General features: G+C 62.7%; 13 protein-coding genes. 10 read left to right on the top strand and 3 right to left on the bottom strand.

From position 1 onward, the window contains the following. The first annotated feature begins 106 nt into the window (after positions 1-106). The 5 genes from ACFX4T_RS20545 to ACFX4T_RS20525 all read left to right on the top strand — a co-directional run bounded on the left by ACFX4T_RS20545 (position 107) and on the right by ACFX4T_RS20525 (position 6,656). Positions 107-580 (top strand): sensor histidine kinase, encoded by a 474-nt coding sequence (locus ACFX4T_RS20545; protein WP_216926491.1) that lies wholly within the window; start codon positions 107-109, stop codon positions 578-580. A gap of 106 nt (positions 581-686) precedes the next feature. Beyond that, complete coding sequence (locus ACFX4T_RS20540) at positions 687-2,867, top strand: transglycosylase domain-containing protein (RefSeq protein ID WP_216926492.1); 2,181 nt, start codon at positions 687-689, stop codon at positions 2,865-2,867. Between the two features lie 116 nt (positions 2,868-2,983). Beyond that, positions 2,984-3,715 (top strand): glutamine amidotransferase, encoded by a 732-nt coding sequence (locus ACFX4T_RS20535; RefSeq protein ID WP_377653768.1) that lies wholly within the window; start codon positions 2,984-2,986, stop codon positions 3,713-3,715. 170 nt (positions 3,716-3,885) lie between these two features. Beyond that, positions 3,886-5,112 (top strand): MFS transporter, encoded by a 1,227-nt coding sequence (locus tag ACFX4T_RS20530; RefSeq protein WP_377653798.1) that lies wholly within the window; start codon positions 3,886-3,888, stop codon positions 5,110-5,112. Between the two features lie 221 nt (positions 5,113-5,333). Beyond that, positions 5,334-6,656 (top strand): ammonium transporter, encoded by a 1,323-nt coding sequence (locus ACFX4T_RS20525; protein ID WP_377653767.1) that lies wholly within the window; start codon positions 5,334-5,336, stop codon positions 6,654-6,656. 106 nt (positions 6,657-6,762) lie between these two features. Here ACFX4T_RS20525 and ACFX4T_RS20520 read toward each other — a convergent pair whose 3' ends face one another. Further along, a complete protein-coding gene (locus ACFX4T_RS20520) occupies positions 6,763-7,359 on the bottom strand; it encodes a DUF1992 domain-containing protein (RefSeq protein WP_377653796.1) in 597 nt (198 codons plus the stop codon). A gap of 273 nt (positions 7,360-7,632) precedes the next feature. Beyond that, positions 7,633-9,954, bottom strand: a complete 2,322-nt coding sequence (locus tag ACFX4T_RS20515) for a SulP family inorganic anion transporter (protein WP_377653765.1) — start codon at positions 9,952-9,954, stop codon at positions 7,633-7,635. Positions 9,955-10,227: 273 nt separating this feature from the next. On the opposite strand from ACFX4T_RS20515, the gene ACFX4T_RS20510 reads away from it, so the two are divergent. From ACFX4T_RS20510 to ACFX4T_RS20500, 3 genes are read left to right on the top strand one after another with little or no spacing between them, the layout of a single operon-like run. Next, on the top strand, positions 10,228-11,301 hold the full coding sequence (locus ACFX4T_RS20510) for an acyl-CoA dehydrogenase family protein (protein ID WP_216926497.1): 1,074 nt from the start codon (positions 10,228-10,230) through the stop codon (positions 11,299-11,301). Further along, positions 11,295-12,653 carry a PIG-L family deacetylase gene (locus ACFX4T_RS20505; protein WP_377653763.1) on the top strand — a complete coding sequence of 453 codons (1,359 nt, stop codon included), beginning with the start codon at positions 11,295-11,297 and terminating at the stop codon, positions 12,651-12,653. The genes ACFX4T_RS20510 and ACFX4T_RS20505 overlap by 7 nt, the downstream gene beginning before the upstream one ends. A 41-nt stretch (positions 12,654-12,694) precedes the next feature. Beyond that, positions 12,695-13,402 carry a glycosyltransferase family 2 protein gene (locus ACFX4T_RS20500; protein ID WP_223949345.1) on the top strand — a complete coding sequence of 236 codons (708 nt, stop codon included), beginning with the start codon at positions 12,695-12,697 and terminating at the stop codon, positions 13,400-13,402. Here ACFX4T_RS20500 and ACFX4T_RS20495 read toward each other — a convergent pair. Then, on the bottom strand, positions 13,399-13,977 hold the full coding sequence (locus tag ACFX4T_RS20495) for an adenylate kinase (RefSeq protein WP_223946890.1): 579 nt from the start codon (positions 13,975-13,977) through the stop codon (positions 13,399-13,401). The genes ACFX4T_RS20500 and ACFX4T_RS20495 overlap by 4 nt on opposite strands. Before the next feature lie 282 nt (positions 13,978-14,259). On the opposite strand from ACFX4T_RS20495, the gene ACFX4T_RS20490 reads away from it, so the two are divergent. Together ACFX4T_RS20490 and ACFX4T_RS20485 are read left to right on the top strand one after the other, a co-directional pair. Beyond that, on the top strand, positions 14,260-16,953 hold the full coding sequence (locus ACFX4T_RS20490; protein ID WP_377653761.1) for a Tat pathway signal sequence domain protein: 2,694 nt from the start codon (positions 14,260-14,262) through the stop codon (positions 16,951-16,953). Positions 16,954-17,626: 673 nt separating this feature from the next. Beyond that, complete coding sequence (locus ACFX4T_RS20485) at positions 17,627-18,328, top strand: SRPBCC family protein (RefSeq protein WP_377653759.1); 702 nt, start codon at positions 17,627-17,629, stop codon at positions 18,326-18,328. Positions 18,329-18,370: the final 42 nt, after the last annotated feature.

The raw sequence follows: 18,370 nt of genomic DNA, 5'->3' as shown, positions 1-18,370 counted from the left end.
GATGATGCCGCGCCACGCTGGAAGCAGACGGAGCCCTCATTCCATCAATCCATCAGGGTTTCGGCAACGAACAAACCAGCAAGAATCACAATGATGTGGGGGACCAATGGAACAGGCAGCAGCGCTAACAGAGGTGATCACCGTCAAGGGCATCATCCAGGACCAGCACCCCGTGGATTTCCACGCCCTGGGTGTCGCGGGATGCATCGACAGGCTTGCTGCACCGCTTCGACGCTCCGGCGTGACCGTCCACTGGAGCACACCCCACCACGGCATCGAAATCTCGTCCGCATCCGCCGCACTGCTGTACCACGTAGCCCAGGAGACTTTCAGCAACACCCTCAACTACGCCGACGCAAGTGAACTGACCATCCGCCTCAACGCCGTCTACCACGGAATCCAACTGACGATCATGGACAACGGCAAAGGTTTCGAAATCCACGCCGCCCCCAGCGGCCGCCGCCATGGCTTCGGCCTGCTGCTCATGTCCATTGCCGTCCACGACGCCGGAGGGACAGTTGAGATCGACTCCCAGCTTGGGCGGGGCACCACTGTGAGGGTCACACTGCCACTGGATTGAGTCCAATTTGGGACCTTTTTCAGGCCCCAAAACCATGGATCGGTGGCGTCCGCAGACGTATTCTGTAGCTACTTTTCAGCCTGACATCTCGACGGAATGGCACGAAATGGCGCGGAACAAGGGTCCACGGTTAGGTCTTGGCAAGGTCCTTTTGAGGATCTTCGGGTTTTTCTTCGTGAGCGCCCTCTGCGGGGTGCTGATCTGCGGCTTCATGGTGCCGGTGGTTCAGTTCACCAGCACAACCATGGGCGGTTCCATCGGCTTTTACGAAAGCCTGCCCAGCCAGTTGGATGTTAATTCGCCATCCCTTTCCAGCAACATAGTCACTGCCGATGGGCAGCACATCGCCACGTTTTATGCAGAAAACCGGGTGAAGGTTCCGCTGGACCAGATGTCCCCCTTCATTCGCCAGGCGATCATTGCCATCGAAGACAGTCGCTTTTACGAGCATCCGGGAGTTGATGCCCAGGGCATCATCCGCGCACTGACATCCAACGTGACCAAGGGAACCAGGCAAGGCGCGTCCACCCTGACGCAGCAATACGTCACGAACGTGCTGAACGAGTCCCGGCTCTCGCAGGGCCGGCCAGAGGACGTGGTGCTCAGCGGGGACAAGTCCTTGGGCGACAAGCTCCGTGAGATCAAGCTCGCCCTGGAGCTTGAAAAACGCTTCAGCAAAGACCAAATCCTTGAGGGGTACCTCAACATTGTGTTCTTCAACCGGAACGCGTATGGCATCGAAGCTGCTTCGCGATACTTCTTCAGCACGTCAGCGAAGGACCTCACTTTGCCACAGGCCGCTCTTCTGGCCGGCTTGGTGAATGGACCCAGCGTCTACGACCCCACAACAGCGCCGGAATCAGCATTCAATCGACGAAACCTGGTACTGGACAGGATGCTCGAACAGGGGAAGATCACGCAAGCAGACCATGACACGGCAGTAGCTTCACCAGTCGAGCTGAAAATTACCCCGTCCCTGCAAGGCTGCGCGGGCGCCTCCATTGCCATCTACTTCTGCGATTACGTGTCCCACCTGATCATGAACAATGAGGCCTACGGTGCAACCATGGAGGATCGCGAACGTCTCCTCTACCGGGGCGGGCTCACGATCACCACCACCTTGGACAGCCGGTTGCAGGCAGCGGCCCAAGTACAAGTGGATGCCTCCGCTGGCGCAAACCCGGACAAGTGGGGAGCTGCCATGACAACCGTGCAACCGGGCACAGGCAAGATCCTGTCCATGGCCCAGAACACGGTGTTCGTTCCCCAGGACGGGAAGTTTGATACCCAGCTGAACTTCAGCGTGGATGCGAAGGACGAAAACGGCCTTGACCTCAACGGTGCAGGCGGCTTCCAACCCGGTTCCACCATGAAGCCATTCATCTTCGCGGAGTGGCTGAACGAGGGCAAGTCGCCCACTGCCGTTGTGGATGCTTCCCGGCGTGTCTACCCTGTTGGCTTCCCCTGGCGGTCCAGCTGCGGCAAGGTGCTGGGTGGATACAGCACTGCGCAGAAGGCACAAAACCTCGGCGCAGATGATGACCTGCAGAACAACGACGAGGGCTACTACCGCCCAATGCCCATCAACTACGGCCTTTACAACTCCATTAACACCGCCACATTCGCTACTGCGGCCCAGTTGGATTTCTGCGGCATCCAAAAAATGGTAGACGCGGTCGGTTTGCATAGCGGACTGGACAACGCCCCCATCAACATGCACCAGATCGGCAACCTCTTGGGGTCCATCGGCGTCGCTCCCGTTGTACTGGCGAGCGCCTACGCAACATTCGCCAACGACGGCACCTATTGCAAACCAATCGCCATCACCGACATCAGCGACTCACAAGGCAGGAAGTACCCAGCACAAACCCCTCAATGCAAGGAGACTGTGAAACCGGCTGTGGCCCGGGGAGTCACAGCGGTCCTGCAGGACGTACTCAAGCTCGGATCCGGCGTCTACATCGAACCCAAAGTCCAGAACCAGGTCCCGGTGGCGGCAAAGACCGGCACCTCGAACAACAACGGCGCAACCTGGGTGGCCGGATTCACCACCCGGCTCGCCACAGCCTCATTCTTTGGGGACACGTCCGCCGGACAACAGCGGGCAGGACAAAACGTCACCATCAACGGCAAGTTCTACAAGTCTCTTGACGGCTACATGATTGCCGGGCCGCAATGGGCCAACTACATGATGCAGGCCACCGCCCTCTATCCGAGCGGTGCCTTCAACCCGCCGCCTCCCCCGCCTTCCCCTGGCCCGAGCACGTCACCGGCCGCACCACGCTGAGTGGGTCTGCGTTGCGGGGCCCGGTCTGCGCGCTAATCCCGGGTCTTGGGGCGCAAAGCGCGCCTAACGGGCAGAAAGACTTTGAAAGCCTGTCATTCCTCCCGCAGACTAGGCCTGTGAAGCCCTTCCTTTTGTTGGCCACCCGTGCTGAAGACGCAGCAGCGGATGACGAGTACCAGGCCTACCTCCGGTACTGCGGGCTCCAGGCTGAGGAATTGGTCCGCGTCAGATTGGAGGCGGAACCTTTGCCAGCCGTTGACTTGGCCGATTACTCCGGCGTGATCGTGGGCGGCAGTCCTTACACGTCCAGCGACCCTGTGGAGGAAAAGAGCCAGGCCCAGCTTCGCGTCGAAGCAGAACTCTCAGCACTCCTGGATCGCATCGTGGCCGAGGACTTCCCCTTCTTGGGTGCCTGCTACGGCGTTGGCACCTTGGGTGTTCATCAGGGAGCCATCATCGATCGTCGCTACGGCGAGCCGGTCGGTGCTACGGAGATCAAACTGACCGCAGACGGGGAGCGCGATCCCCTGCTCAAAGGCCTGCCTCACACTTTCGAAGCGTTCGTTGGGCATAAGGAAGCCTGCAGCCAACTGCCGGAAAACGCTGTGTTGCTCGCGAGTTCCGCAGCCTGCCCAGTGCACATGTTCCGCATCAAGAAGAATCTCTACGCCACACAGTTCCACCCGGAATTGGATGTGGATGGCCTCATCACCAGGATTAATATCTACAAGAACGCAGGCTATTTTCCGCCGGACGCTGCCGACGAGCTCATCGAAATCGCCAAGCATGCCTCGGTGACGGAGCCCATGCGGGTCCTGAGGAATTTCACGGAACTCTACGCTCGCTAGGGATCTTGCGGGGCCTGCTCGCGCCCGAAGAAAGGGGTTTCTGTCAGAGCCTCCCTCGCGCGCCGCTGGCTGGGTAGCGTTGAGAGGACTATTCACGAACATGCCCCACAACGTGATTCATCCATGAGGAGCAATCTTTGAAGCAGGACCCTTTGGCGGTCGAAACCCAGATGCACGCAACACCCAATAAAGGAAAGACCAAGCCAACCCCAGCGAAAACCCGGGCAGCGAGCAAGATCCCTTGGGGTGGCCTTTTGGTGCTTGCTGCCGCGGGCTTTACGGCTGTCACCACAGAGCTGCTTCCGTCGGGGCTGCTTCCCCAGATCAGCCGGGATCTTGGGGTGGAGGAATCGGCTGTGGGTTCCCTGACCGCAGCATATGCAGCAATCATCGTTTTCACGGCCCTTCCCTTGTCCCGGCTTCTGGGCGGGCGCGTCCCCCGGAAGACCCTGTTGATCGGGACCGTGCTTGCCTTCGCCCTTAGCAACGTCGTGCTGGCCTTGAGCCCAAATCTCGAAGTGGCCATCGTCGCAAGGCTTCTGGGCGGAATTGCCCATGGCATGTTGTGGTCGAGCATGGCGCCCTATGTGGCACGCATCGTGCCTGCACACTCGGTGGGTAAGTCCATGGCCGTCGTCTTCAGCGGGACCAGTATCGCGTTGGCTGTCGGGGCTCCGATTGGCACACTGATGGGCACGCTCATGACATGGCGGGTTTCTTTCGTGGTCCTGGCCGGGGTTGGCGTCCTATTGGCAGTTTTGGCGTTCTGGCTCCTGCCTGCTGCGCATGATCCGGGCACCCACAAGACGCCGTCGATCCGGGCAGCGCTCAAGCTACCGGGCGTGATCGCCGTGGCCACCGCTTGGCCACTCTTGCTGCTGGCACACTTCACACTCTTTACCTATGTTGCCCCTTTCCTGCTCGCCTCCGGATTGCCCGAGGCCCTCACTGGCATTTCCCTGTCTGTGGTGGGGATCTCAGGATTGGTCGGGATCTGGATTGCTGGCCTGACCGCCGATTCCCACCCCCGGCGTTCGGTGATTACCGCCGTCGGGCTTCTTTTCCTTGCCTTCGCGCTGCTGCCGGTTCTGGGCGGCACGTGGGTGGGGGTTTTCGCGCTGATGGTTGCCTGGGGCGTTTCCTTCGGAGCGATCGGCATCTACAACCAGGCCGCAATCCTTCGCGCCGGCGGGGAGCACAAGGATGCGGCCAACGGCCTCACGGTAGTGACCATCCAACTAGGGATCGCCGTCGGTGCCGGCTACGGTGCTTTGGCACTGACCACGGTTGGGGCTCAGTTGGTGCCGCTGGCCGCAGCGCTGCCAACGGCCATTGCCTTGGCGATCATCATCTTCAGCAGGCGCGGCGGATACCCGGCAGGCCCGCGCGAAAAATGACCGGGCGAAACAGGGCCGCGAAAATGACCAAGCGAGAAGCGCCGGTAACATCCCTGAAACATGCCAGTCACGTGATCTTCACGAACGTGGGGTTTCTGTAACTTACCTGCAACTTAGCTCTTCTGAGTCGGAAACATAGCTCACCGAATATTGATCGGGGGGTAGTGAGGGCCGTGCAACACGGGGCCCGTTTCGGACAGGCTTGATCAGAAGGGAACGCAGTGGAGATCTCTGCGCAACACGTCTGGCTGATGTTGTCATCGGCAATGGTGCTTTTCATGACTCCGGGCCTTGGCCTGTTCTACGGCGGCATGACCCGCGCCAAGGCAGCGCTCAACATGATCATGATGAGCTTTATCTCTGCGGGCATTGTTGGCGTGGTATGGGTCCTGTGGGGATACTCGATGACCACCGGCGACGGCTTCCTGGGCCTGTTCGGCAACCCCTTCGCCCACTTCGGCCTCCAGGACCTCATCGGTTCGCCCGATCTCCTCAAGGTAGTCTTCGCGGCTACCTTCGCCATCATCACTGTGGCGCTCATCAGCGGCGCCATCGCCGACCGCGCCAAGTTCAGCGCTTGGGCGCTCTTCGTCCCCATCTGGGTCACAGTGGTCTACTGCCCGCTGGCTTACATGATCTGGGGCGGTGGCTTGATGAGCGCAGGTGGAGCCGTCACGCAGATCTTCGGCCAGGTGATCGACTTTGCCGGGGGTGCCGTAGTTGAGGTCAGTTCAGGTACCGCCGCTTTCGTCCTCGCATTAATCGTGGGAAAGCGTCACGGATTCGCCAAGGACCCCAACCACCGCCCCCACAACGTTCCGTTCATCATGATCGGCGCAGCAATCCTCTGGTTCGGGTGGTTTGGCTTCAACGGCGGTGCTGCAACCACTGTTGAGCAGGCAGGCCTGATCTGGGTCAACACTCTGGTGGCTCCTGCCGCTGCGATGCTGAGCTGGTTGGTCACGGAGAAGATCCGCCACGGACACCCGACATCGTTGGGCGCAGCCTCCGGCGTTGTTGCCGGCCTGGTGGCCATCACGCCTTCCTGCGCCAACATCACCCCGCTCGCGGCCCTTGGCCTGGGACTCGTTGCCGGCGCCGCCTGTGCCGTGTTTGTGGACCTGAAGTACAAGTTCGGTTTCGACGACTCCCTTGACGTCGTGGGCGTGCACTTCGGCGCCGGTGTGATCGGCACGCTTTCCCTTGGCTTCGTTGCCTTCCCCACGGAAGGCGTGGCCGGTGGCCTCCTTTACGGCGGCGGCGCGCAGCAACTCGTGGCACAGACAGTAGCCGTGCTGCTCACCATCGCCATCTCGGGCCTGGGCACCCTTGTAATCGGCCGCGCTATTCACAAGACCATCGGATTCCGTGTGGCCCACGAACACGAAGTCACCGGAGTGGACCTCACCCAGCACGCAGAATCGGCCTACGAGTTTGGCCTCACAGCACATGGGCATTTCCGCCAGCAGCAGGCGCACTTGTCGTCGCTGATCAAGGGTGGACGAAAAGAGTCGGAGCAGGCAAAGGAAGACAGCTTCGCCTAGCGGATTCTACTGAGGCAACAGGCGGACGACGGCGGCACTTGAGTGCCGTCGTCGTCCGCTGCTTGGTGGGGCGAACCGTTGCTGGATGATCCAGCAGAAATTCAGCTCAGCCGAAGCCGTTCCAGAGCCGCTGCCACCACGTTTGTTTGATTGGTTCCTCCGGCTCCGGCTCAGGTGGAGACGCCGCAGCCCGACGCTCGCGCCATCGTTCCAGCTCGGAGTCAACATCCCGCAGCTTGGTGATCACAGGCGGGCCGCCCTGAAGCTGGCGACGGGCCTCGACGACTCGCTTGTTGAAGTCCTCCAGGATGTCGCGGACCTGCTTTTCCGTGTACTGCTGATCCAGCTTCGCGTCGAGTTCAGCGTCCTCGATCCGTAGGAGAATGGCTGGTGGGCCGATCCCGCTGAGTCGTTCACGCTGAATGAGGCCCTTGACCCACCAGTCCGGGTCATAGTGCTCGCCCAAGCCCGGGATCGGTTTGCCGGCGTACTTGAGGTTGTCGAACTTGCCCTGGTTCATGGCATCCCGGATCAAATATTCGACCCGCGCGGCATCGTCCACCTTCCGGCGTTTCTCCCGGTCTTCTGCGTCGGCCGCCTCTAGCTCTGCGTCTTCCTCGGCATTGCCGCCCCACGAGCGGACGGCCCGCAATTCCGCGCCCCGCTCGAGCTTCCGCCTGAAGGCGTTGTTCTCCGCGTTCACGTTTTCGCCACCTCCTCCCACGGCAGTCCTTTCCTGCCGGAAATCGTGGTTCCGGCTCCAGTATTCCGCACTTTGCGGGGCCACGGGGAGGGCTGACGGCTGCTCTCGAGCCAAAGATCCCCACAGGAAGGAGCCCTGTTGCTTCACGACCATTTTTGACAGCCAAGCGGCCCCGACACGCCGCAGGTATCGGCGTGTCGGGGCCAGTGTCACCTCAAAGCTGGTCATGAGGCAACGGAGGCCAACGCAGGCCAACGCAAGCCAGCTGGCAGACTAGTGAACGGCCATGCTCGGATCCAGTTGCTCGATGCCCTGCGGCGTGACCAGGACCACCCGGGCCGTGCAGATGTCGTAGAACAAGCCCGTGGCCTGCACTTGCCCAGTTGTTAAAGCGGGCCCGGTAACCGGGTGCTCTTCGAGTTTCTGGAGCTGGACAGCGACGTTCACCATGCTTAGCTGGTCCAGCCGGCTGTATCCTTCAGCTTCGGCAGCAAGGGCGACAGGATGACCGTCCAACAGCGAGCGGTAGCTCGGCCGGGCGTGCTCCAACCAGGCATCGAAGCCCCCACCCAAGGCCGCGGCCGCACCCTCGGCGTCGGCTATTACGGCCTTCATCGCGCCACAGTTGGAGTGGCCGCAGATCACGATCGAGTCCACGGACAAGCCCTTGACCGCGAATGCCAGTGCCGAGTCGATCGAGGCATCCCGGCCATCAGGGCACACTACGTTGCCAATATTGCGCAGCGTCAAAAGGTCGCCCGGGCCGCTGCTGGTGATCAGGTTCGGATTGACCCGGGAGTCGACGCAGGCCACAAACAATGTGTCTGGGTTCTGCCCCTCGGTCAAATCCTGCACCAGCGGACGAACCTTGTCTGCGTAGCGCCGATGGTATTTGTCGATGCCAAGGAGGATCGACCGCAGCGGAAGCTGCCCGCCGTCGTCGTGCGCTTCCTGGTGGGCACCATCCAGAGGCGACGACTGCCAGGAAGTCCTGGGCGGCAGCGGGAATTCGCGTGGATCCTGACGCTGGGGAGTGTTGTCCGCGGCGTCGGTGAAAGCGGTGGTTCCGTGTTCCTCCAACACCACCGAGGCGCCGCTGGAGCGGTGTTGCGTCTGCCAGGCGACCAGAGCCTCGCGGAAAGCGTGATCGAGGTAATCGGCGTTGAGTTCAACCACTGCGTCCTGTCCGTCGGGCACGGAGTGAAGCACGCGGTTCAGCCGAGGGAGGGCGAAGAAGCTGCAGGACCCCTCGATCATGAGGCGCCACGGCAGCCCCTCACCCGCGGGAGCATGGGCGTGGATCTGAGCACGGAGTACCCGCCACAACACGCAGAGGGCCGCGAGCGCGAGGCCGATAATGACGCCTTCGAGCAGGTTCAGTACAACAACGCATGCCAGCGTGACTACGTAGACCAGGAGGTCGCCGGTTCGGAGGCTGGTCTTGATGTCGGCGACCTTGATGAGCTTGGCGCCGATGACGAGCAACAGGCCTGCGAGCACGGACAACGGAATCAGCTGGATGAGACCGGCGAACAGTGCCGAGAACACCAGGACCCACACGCCGTGCAGGATGGCGGATGTACGGCTCGCGGCGCCTGCCTCAACGTTGGTGGCGCTGCGGACGATCACGCCCGTCACGGGGAGGCCGCCGAGCATTCCGGAGACCACGTTGGCGGAGCCTTGGCCGACGAGCTCCCGGTTGAGATTGGTCCGGGTGCCCGCGTGCATCTTGTCCACCGCGACCGCGGACAGCAGCGACTCGATGCTTGCGATCAGGGCTACCGTGATGACTGCCATGACTGCGGCACGCCAGTTGCCGTCGGGCAAGCTTGGCAGGGCAACGGCGTCGAACAGCGAACCGCTGAAGCTGATGCGCTCGACGCTGGGCGCAACTGCTGCAGACAAAGCGGTGACAGCGACGACCGCCGCCAGCGGGCCGGGAATCTTCCGCACTGCGGTGGGCAGGTATTTCCAGGCGAGGAGGATGGCCACGACTGCCAGGCCCAGAAGGGCGGAGTGCAGCTCGACATTGGTGATGGCCACCGGAAGTGCGGTCAGGTTTTCGACGGCGGACCCAGCCGCCTGGCCACCGAGAAGCACATGCAACTGCTGCAGGATGATCGTGATGCCGATGCCGGCCAGCATCGCTTTGACCACCACCGGCGAAACGGCGAGTGCCGCCCTGCCTACGCGGCTAATGCCCAGCAGTAACTGCACGACGCCGGCGCCCGCAGTAATAGCGCACGTCACCTGCCAACCGAACTCATCAACCAGACCGGCGACGACGACGGTCAGCCCGGCGGCGGGACCACTCACCTGAAGTGGGGAGCCGCCTAGGCTGCCGGCGACGATTCCTCCGATGGCGGCTGCGATGAGCCCGGCCATGACGGGTGCTCCGGAGGCTGCCGCGATGCCGAGGGAAAGGGGAAGCGCAACAAGGAAAACCACCAAGGACGCAGGGAGGTCGGCGCCCAGGTTGCTGAGGAAACTTCCGGCTTTGCGGGGGTTGCCGTGCGGGTTCTTGCCAGGCGGGTTCTTTCCGGGCGGGCTGTGGGAGTCGGTGGAGATGGAAGCGGAGTCGTTTGGTTGTGGCACTGAAATTCCTAAGGCTCGGGAACATTGACCCTTCCAGCGTAGGAATCTTGTCACATGAAATGACAAGACGATGTGATTCTTGTGACAAAACTTGTGAACAAGCGGCGTCATGTGGCGACCAATGGGAACTTTTCCGCGGGCGGAACTCGTTGGAAACCCAGCGCACTGCTCACCTCCGTCGCAGCTCGGCGCGATGCCAAGCATCGGCCCCTCCCGCCGTCGTTCTTGCTTCTCCTGCCATAACCTAAGGCTCCTTAGTTTAGGCTTGACTCCATGAGCGACCCCGAAGCCCATCCCGTACGCATCAGTTCCGAGTCCGTTCAACTTCAAGCCCTGGAACCCGTACTCGAAGAGATCCGGTCGGCCGTGGGTAACATCCCTGAACTGTTGGCTATTGCCGGGGAGATAGGACACACTGCCCCGAAACCTGGCGAGGGCAACACAGCCAAGCTCTGGGAACTCCTGGCGTCCGTAACGGCTGTGGACGTGGCCGCCGGACGCGTCCTTGAACCCCATCTGGATGCCCTCGCGATCCTGGCCCAGTCCGGTTCCGAAGCAATCGAGACAGGCACGTGGGGGGTCTTCGCGGCCGAAGGCCCCGGCATGAAACTCGAGGCCAAGACCGGCCCTGCCGGAAACTACGTACTCAACGGCGCCAAACCCTGGTGCTCGCTGGCCGCCCAACTGGACAATGCCATCATCACAGCCCACACGGAAGGCAACGGCAGGACGGCCTTCGCCGTCAGCCTGAAGGACCCTGGAGTATCGTGCGAAACCCCGAAGTGGACCAGCCGCGGCCTGCAGGAAATCCCCAGCGGCACCGTCCAGTTCGAGCATGTGAAGGCAGCACCGGTGGGCGACGAGGGCTGGTATTTCAAACGTCCCGGCTTCGCCTGGGGTGGCATGGGAGTGGCCTCGTGCTGGTTCGGCGGAGCCGTGGCAATGGCCCGTGACTTCAGGGCAGCCCTGGCCGCGGGCGTAGGAAACGGCCGGAACCCGGACCAGATCGCCCTCGCTTCCCTGGGCGAGGTGGACCGGATCCTCACCTCCGTCGGCGGATACCTGGCCGAAACAGCCGAACGGATCGACGCCGGCGGCCTGGCCGATTCAGGTGCGGACGGCTCCAGCGCCTGGAGCGAAGCCTTGCGCGTCCGCGGGACTGTTGCCGCCGCCGTCGAACGTGTCCTAACGGTTGTGAGCCAGAACCTCGGACCGGGCCCGCTGGCTTTCAACGAGGCGTACGGAAAACGAATAGCGGACCTGTCCTTATACATTCGCCAGCACCACGCCCTGCGCGACGACGCGCAGTTGGGCGCCTTGACTCTGGATGGGGACGCCGGATGGTGAGCTTCTCGCACGCAGACACGGGAACAACCGAGGCGGAATGGGCGGCCAGCGGCGTCGCTGCCTTGCCGGAATTGCCGCTCGACGCAAGCAGGCTCACAAGCATGGCCTTTGTGGTGCTCGCCGCGCATCCGGACGACGAAACACTCGGCGCCGGCGGCCTCCTTGCCAAGCTCCACCACAGCGGGGCAAGCGTGAAGCTCCTGCTCTGCACAGCCGGCGAAGCCTCGCACCCGGAGTCGCAAACCACGACGCCGGAACAGCTTGCCGCCGTCAGGCTCAATGAGTTCGACACGGCTGTGTCCGGGCTGGCTCCCAGCGCGGCGTGGCAATTCCTGGAGCTGGCGGACGGGCGGCTGGCCGCCCATGAAAATCGAATCGAAGACGCGGTTCGCGAAGCAACGTCAGGCCATCCGGCGGACAACGTGGTGATCGTGGCGCCCTACCGCTCGGACGGGCACACAGACCACGACACCCTGGGCTCGATCGCAGCCAGGGTTGCCGGCGCCGGAGGCCATGGCCTGCTGGAGTACCCCATTTGGTATTGGCTCTGGGCAGGACCCGGCGATGCCGCGTGGCAGTCATGGGTACGGGTCCCGTTAACCGCGGCGGAGCGGGAAGCCAAGAACAAGGCAATGGGCGCCCATGCCTCGCAAGTGGAACCGTTGTCCGAGCAGCCGGGTGATGAGACGCTGCTGTCCGGGACTTTCCTTGAGCACTTTTCCCGTCACTTCGAGACCTTCGCCTGGCACCCATTCACGGCGGGGAGCAACACAGCAGCAGACGCAGAGCGGATCTTCGACGAGGTTCACTCCCGTGAAGAGGATCCGTGGGACTACTCCTCCAGTTGGTACGAACGCCGCAAGCGGGCCCTGACGTTGGGGGCCTTGCCCAAGGAGTCGTATGATTCCGGCTTGGAACTGGGCTGTTCCATCGGCACCCTCAGCGAGGAACTCGCAAGGCGATGCCGGCAGTTCCTTGGAGTGGACGCCAGCAGCACGGCATTGCTCCAGGCAAGACAGCGGCTCTCCGGATACCCATCGGCCGAAGCCCGCCACCTCACTGTGCCGGATGAGTGGCCGGAAGGGACCTTCGACCTGGTGGTGTTGTCCGAGACGGGCTATTACCTTTCGCCGGAAGAACTGATCGAACTGCTGGACCGGATTCGAGCTTCCACCCGCCCCGGCGGCACCCTGCTTCTTTGCCATTGGCGGCATCCGATCTCGGGCTGGCAGTTGGACGCAGAGGCGGTGCACGCAATGGCCCGCAGCCATCTTGTGTGGCCCGCGCATGGGATCTACCGGGAAAGGGACTTCGTGCTGGAGATCCTTGTTGCCCCGAGTGAAACGCTGTGACCGCCGCGGAGCGGCAAAAAATCCGGAGCGTCGCGGTGGTCATGCCGGCCCACAACGAGGAAAGGCACATCGGCTCAGCATTGGCGGCGTTGCAGACCGCGGCGGATGCCCTTCAGCGCGAGCACGCCGGAATCGGGGTTTCAATCGCTGTGGTCCTGGACGCCTGCACGGACCGATCCTCCAGCATCACGGCTGCGTACACTTTGGCTGATCTCCGTTTCCTCCCGGTGGAGGTCGGATTTCGCAGCACGGGCGCCAGCCGCGACGCCGGCATCCGTGCAGCCTTGGAACGCCTGCCCTTCGCCGCAGGCGCAGGCGCAGGTACGTGGTTGGCCACCACCGACGCCGACTCCACCGTCCCGGGGCACTGGCTGGTGCGACAGGTGGAACTTGCCAACGCCGGTGCCGACGCCATCTTGGGATCCGTGGAGCCGGACTCCCGGGACATGGACGAGGCAGTCCTGGAACGCTGGCGGGAACTGCACCCCTCCCGGGAGGACCATCCCCATATTTACGGGGCAAACCTTGGCGTCCGTGCTTCTGCGTATCTGGCCGCGGGCGGCTTTCCGAGGCTAAGGTCCCACGAGGACCGGGTCCTGGTTGAACGCCTTCGGCGGCTCGGGCTGGCGGTCATCGCCACGGACACCACCAAGGTGATAACCTCCGGGCGACTGCAGGCCCGGGCACCCGAAGGATTCGCGGCCTATCTCCGTGCCCTTAGCTCCGGCCTTTCGTCCGTGGCGCGCTAAGCCGCCAAGGCCTTCTCCACCGCAGCGATCGCAGCAGCCGTGATCGATTCGCGATCGCCGGAGCCGTCCACCATCAACAGGATTCCGCGTTGGCTGTACGCAGTCACCACAGGTTGCGTTTCATCCCGGTACAGCTCCAGCCGGCGCTGAATCACAAGTTCAGTATCGTCGCTGCGGCCCTGTTCCTGAGCCCGTTGAAGCATGCGGGCAACGAGCTCGGCATCTTCCACTGTCAGCACGAGAACCACTTCAAGTGCCTGTTGTTTTGCGGCCAGAATCTCATCAAGGGCGCCAATTTGGATGACATTGCGCGGGTAGCCGTCCAGGAGGAACCCGTTCCCTGTATCGGCGTCTTCCAGGCGTTGGCGGAGCATAGCCGTGGTGACATGGTCAGGAACAAACTCACCCCGGTCCATGTACTCGCCGGCCTCTGCGCCGAGTTCCGTCTTGTCCCGAACATGTGCACGGAAGAGGTCTCCCGTAGAGATCGCGGGGATCGAGAAATGCCGGGCGATCACTTCCGCTTGCGTGCCTTTGCCGGAACCTGGAGGGCCCATGATAATCAATCGCGCCATGACACAAGTCCGTTTCAAGAGGCGGCCGGGACTTAAACGATACGCCGACGACGGCGCGACACTCCCGCCGTCGCCGGTTTTTCTGCCGGCCGCTAATGGCATCAGGCGTTCGCAGTCCATCGCGATTCCCCCGCACGATCTGCTCCCCACGCTTCTCCTTAGTCGCCAGGGACGGTTTTTGGGATCATTCCGCGGTCACCTCTTGCGGCCCGCAACGCCCGGAGGTAGGTTTTTGAAACGTACCAAAGAAAGCGCTTTCCGGAACCTTAGGTGGAATCGAACATGACTCAGCACGCCCCGATCACGTGGCTCGACGGCGAACCGCCCGCCAGACTTAGCGGCGGCACGACGTGGGGGATGCCCTTTCCACGGGGTACCGTACGGGGCGCGGAAGAGTTGTCCGTCCTCGATGCCAGCGGCGAGGCCATCAACGCCCAAACCTGGCCGCTCGCTACCTGGCCCGACGGCTCCCTCAAGTGGGCGGGCCTAGCGGTCGGCGCCACGGATCAGCCATCGGCGGCATACAGCGTCACCACCAACAAAGGCACCGCGCACCCACCGTCAGAGCACGACGGCGGCCCGGCAGCCGCCGTCGAACGCTCACCTGAGGTGACGGTCACCGAAACGGAAGAGTCTGTAACGGTCTCTACCGGCACCTTGGAGATGGTGCTCCCCCGATCAGGCCCCACGCTGTTCAGTACGTTGACCCGCTTCAGTCCGCTGACCCGCGACGGTTCGGTGGTAGCGAAGGATGGCAGACTCGTGAGTCTTCTCCAGACCGGGCTAAGTGAGGGAGCCGGCAGCACAACCCGCCAAGGTTTCACCGGCCACGTCATGTCCGTAACGGTGGAGCAGCACGGCCCTGTTCGGGCGGTCGTGCGGTTGGAGGGCCGTCACCGGGCGGACCTGGGCGAAAGGGAATGGCTTCCGTTCACCATCCGTTTCTACCTTTACGCCGGCGCGCGGAGCATCCGGATGATGCATTCCTTAATTTGGGATGGCGAGGCGGATACGGACTTCCTGGCCGGGCTGGGCGTCCAGTTCAACGTTCCATTGGAGAGCGAATTGCACGATCGCCACGTCCGGATCGCCGGCGCGGACGGAGGCTTTGTCGTGGAAGCGGTCCGCGGGTTGACGGGCCTGCGGCGGGATCCGGGCGAGGCTGTGCGCCAAGCCCAGATTGCCGGGGAACCCACTCCCCCGTCCACCGAATGGAGCCCGCTGGTTTCCGAGCGATTGCACCTCATCCCGTCGTGGAACGACTACACCCTCACGCAGCTGAGCGCAGACGGTTTTGAGCTGCGGAAACGTACCGCTCCGGGCCACGGCTGGGTGGGCATTTGCGGCGGAACCCGGTCCTCAGGCTTCTGCTTGCTGAGTGACCTCCGGGGCGGATTCGGGGTTGGCGTGCGAGATTTCTGGCAGTCGCACCCGGGCCAACTGGACATCCGCGGCGCCGCAACTGCAGAAGCCACAATGACGGCGTGGCTCTTCTCCCCCGAAGCGCAGCCCATGGACCTCCGCTTCTACCATGACGGCTTGGGGCAGGACACCTTTGAGGAACAACTCGAGGGCCTGGAGATCACGTACGAGGATTACGAGCCCGGCTTCGGCAATCCCACCGGCATCGGACGTACCCATGAGCTGACCCTGTTCGCCTATGACGCCACACCCTCCACGGAAAGCCTCGCGGCCGATGCCCTCTCGGCGTCCACTCCCGCGCTTCTGCAGCCATCGCCCGAGTACCTGCACGCCGCCGGAGTCTTCGGTGACTGGTCACCCGTGGACCGCAGTACCCCGGCCCGCGCAGAGCTGGAAGACAAGCTGGATTTCCTGTTCGACTTCTACCACGGCCAAACCGAGCAACGCCGCTGGTACGGGTTCTGGAACTACGGAGACGTCATGCACACCTACGACTCCGACCGGCATGTCTGGCGGTACGACGTCGGCGGTTACGCCTGGGACAACTCGGAACTCTCGCCGGACCTCTGGCTTTGGTACATGTACCTCCGCTCGGGCCGCGCCGACGTCTTCCGCTTCGCCGAGGCCATGACCCGCCATACCGGCGAAGTGGATGTGTACCACCTCGGCCCATGGCGCGGTCTGGGCTCGCGGCACAACGTGCAGCACTGGGGATGCAGCGCCAAGCAACTGCGCATCAGCACCCCGGCCTACCGTCGCTTCTACTACTACCTGACCGCCGATGAACGAACCGGCGACCTCCTCACCGAACTCGTGGACAGCGACCAGAACTTCCTCGGGTTGGACCCCGTCCGCAAAGTCAGGCCCGACGCCGATACCTACCGCCCGGACCGCGGCGCCTTGGGCGTAGGGCTCGGTACGGACTGGGGCTCGCTCGCAGCCACCTGGCTCACCGACTGGGAACGCACCGGAAACCCCCGCTCACGCGACCGGCTCTTGGGCACTATGGCCGATATCGGCGCCCTGAAATACGGCTTCCTCACGGGCGAGGCGCTCTACGACCTGGACAAGGGAAGGTTCGACGCCGGCAGGGAAGCCATCAGCGTCTCGCACCTGAGTGCCGTGTTCGGTTTGGTCGAAATCTGCAGCGAACTCATCAGCTTGGTGCCCGATGAATCCTTTGAGAACGCGTGGCTGCAGTATTGCCGGCTGTTCCTGGCTTCGCCTGAGGAGCAGGCAGCGGAAGTGGGACAGCCCTTGGCAGGCATCTACCTGACGCAGGCACACAGCCGACTCACGGCCTACGCGGCAGCCCGGCTGGAGTCCCCGGACCTGGCGGAGCTAGCTTGGGCCAGCTTTGCCGAGGGCGGGGAGAACCTGAACCATGCCGAGGCCTTCACGTTGAAAAAGATCCTCCCGCCCTACGTCCTTAAACCAGTGGACGAGGCCCCCACTGTTTCCACCAACGACACCGCCCAGTTCGGACTGGCCCTCATCCAAAACCTCGCTCTCATCGGAGGCGCGCTACCCGGTGAGGAGGTCCCGGCGTCGTAAGTCCTGTTGGGTCCTGACCTTCTTTGCCGCCGAAAGCAGCAGAATGTAACCCAAAGGGGTTGAATCCTCTCTCCCAGCCGCCCAAAGAGGGTCAGGAAGCCACGGCCGCCCAAGGAGGGCTGCCTGGAGGGCCCGGCGAGGGGGGCCCGGCGTCGTAATTCCTGTTGGGTCCTGACCTTCTTCGCCGCCGCGGCTAGCGGAAAGTAACCCAAAGGGGTTGAATCCTCTCTCCCAGCCGCCCAAAGAGGGTCAGGAAGCCGCGGCCGCCCAAGGAGGGCTGCCTGGAGGGCCCGGCGAGGGGGCCCGGCGTCGTAAGTCCTGTTGGCTCCTGACCTTCTTTGCCGCCGAAAGCAGCAGAATGTAACCCAAAGGGGCTGAATTCTCTCCCCCAGCCGCCCAAAGAGGGTCAGGAAGCCACGGCCGCCCAAGGAGGGCTGCCTCGAGGGCCCGGTGAGGAGGTCCCGGCGTCGTAAGTCCTGTTGGGTCCTGACCTTCTTTGCCGCCGAAAGCAGCAGAATGTAACCCAAAGGGGCTGAATTCTCTCCCCCAGCCGCCCAAAGAGGGTCAGGAAGCGACGACAACAACAAGCTATCGGGAACCTCTGGTGACCACGCTCAAAGCTCGATACTGTAAGTATGCTGACAAATACGGTAGCGAGTCAGAGGAGGACATCGTGACCACGAAAGTCGACAAAACCATCATGGTCAACGTTCCGGTGAGTATGGCCTACAGACAGTGGACGCAGTTCGAGGAGTTCCCCCGTTTCATGGGTGGGGTGGAACGCGTGACGCGCCTGAGCGATGATCGCCTGGAATGGGTAGCCGAAATCGCTGGCGTCCATCGCCGCTGGGAAGCGAAGATCGTTCAGCAGGACATGGATCGGGCTGTGGCATGGGCCGCTGTGGAAGGTGCCAAGAATGCCGGCTGGGTGGACTTCAAGGAAGCCGGGCCAAGCCAGACCTCCTTGCATCTGTCCCTGGAATACGAACCGCACGGCGTCCTTGAATTCCTCGGCGACAAATTGCATGTGGTTGAAAGGCAGGCGGAGTCAGACTTGAAGAAGTTCAAGGAATACATCGAGCACAAGGCGCCCGAACGGGATGCTGCCATGGGCACGACGGCGACAACGAGCACCACGGCGACCACGACCACAAGCGGTACACCATCCGCGGCTGGCACTGATAAGCCCGGCGACGTCCCGATCGTAGACCCCATTACGCACCCTTTCGATCAGACCAATGGCCTGGCAGATCTGGACGGCGATTCCGACGAGACCGCGGACAGCGATACGCACAGTGCCGAGGAACGGAAGGACGATAAGGGCTTCGGCCCGGGCTACATCCCACCAATGGGAGGACTGCCCGGCCAGCGGTAGTAGCCACCCACACGAAACAAACAGCCAGTGCCGCCCGGATCA

Origin of the sequence: Paenarthrobacter sp. YIM B13468 (assembly GCF_042788025.1) — a bacterium.
Lineage (GTDB): Bacteria > Actinomycetota > Actinomycetes > Actinomycetales > Micrococcaceae > Arthrobacter > Arthrobacter aromaticivorans.
The sequence above is the reverse complement of the archived record's forward strand: the minus strand, read 5'-3'. Positions and strand labels throughout refer to the sequence as shown.

Excerpts from the sequence above, each read along its gene's own strand:
- ACFX4T_RS20545 (WP_216926491.1), top strand. The coding sequence starts at position 107 with ATGGAACAGGCAGCAGCGCTAACAGAGGTGATCACCGTCAAGGGCATC.
- ACFX4T_RS20510 (WP_216926497.1), top strand. The coding sequence starts at position 10,228 with ATGAGCGACCCCGAAGCCCATCCCGTACGCATCAGTTCCGAGTCCGTT.
- ACFX4T_RS20540 (WP_216926492.1), top strand. The coding sequence starts at position 687 with ATGGCGCGGAACAAGGGTCCACGGTTAGGTCTTGGCAAGGTCCTTTTG.
- ACFX4T_RS20490 (WP_377653761.1), top strand. The coding sequence starts at position 14,260 with ATGACTCAGCACGCCCCGATCACGTGGCTCGACGGCGAACCGCCCGCC.
- ACFX4T_RS20505 (WP_377653763.1), top strand. The coding sequence starts at position 11,295 with ATGGTGAGCTTCTCGCACGCAGACACGGGAACAACCGAGGCGGAATGG.
- ACFX4T_RS20530 (WP_377653798.1), top strand. The coding sequence starts at position 3,886 with ATGCACGCAACACCCAATAAAGGAAAGACCAAGCCAACCCCAGCGAAA.
- ACFX4T_RS20500 (WP_223949345.1), top strand. The coding sequence starts at position 12,695 with ATGCCGGCCCACAACGAGGAAAGGCACATCGGCTCAGCATTGGCGGCG.
- ACFX4T_RS20495 (WP_223946890.1), bottom strand. The coding sequence starts at position 13,977 with ATGGCGCGATTGATTATCATGGGCCCTCCAGGTTCCGGCAAAGGCACG.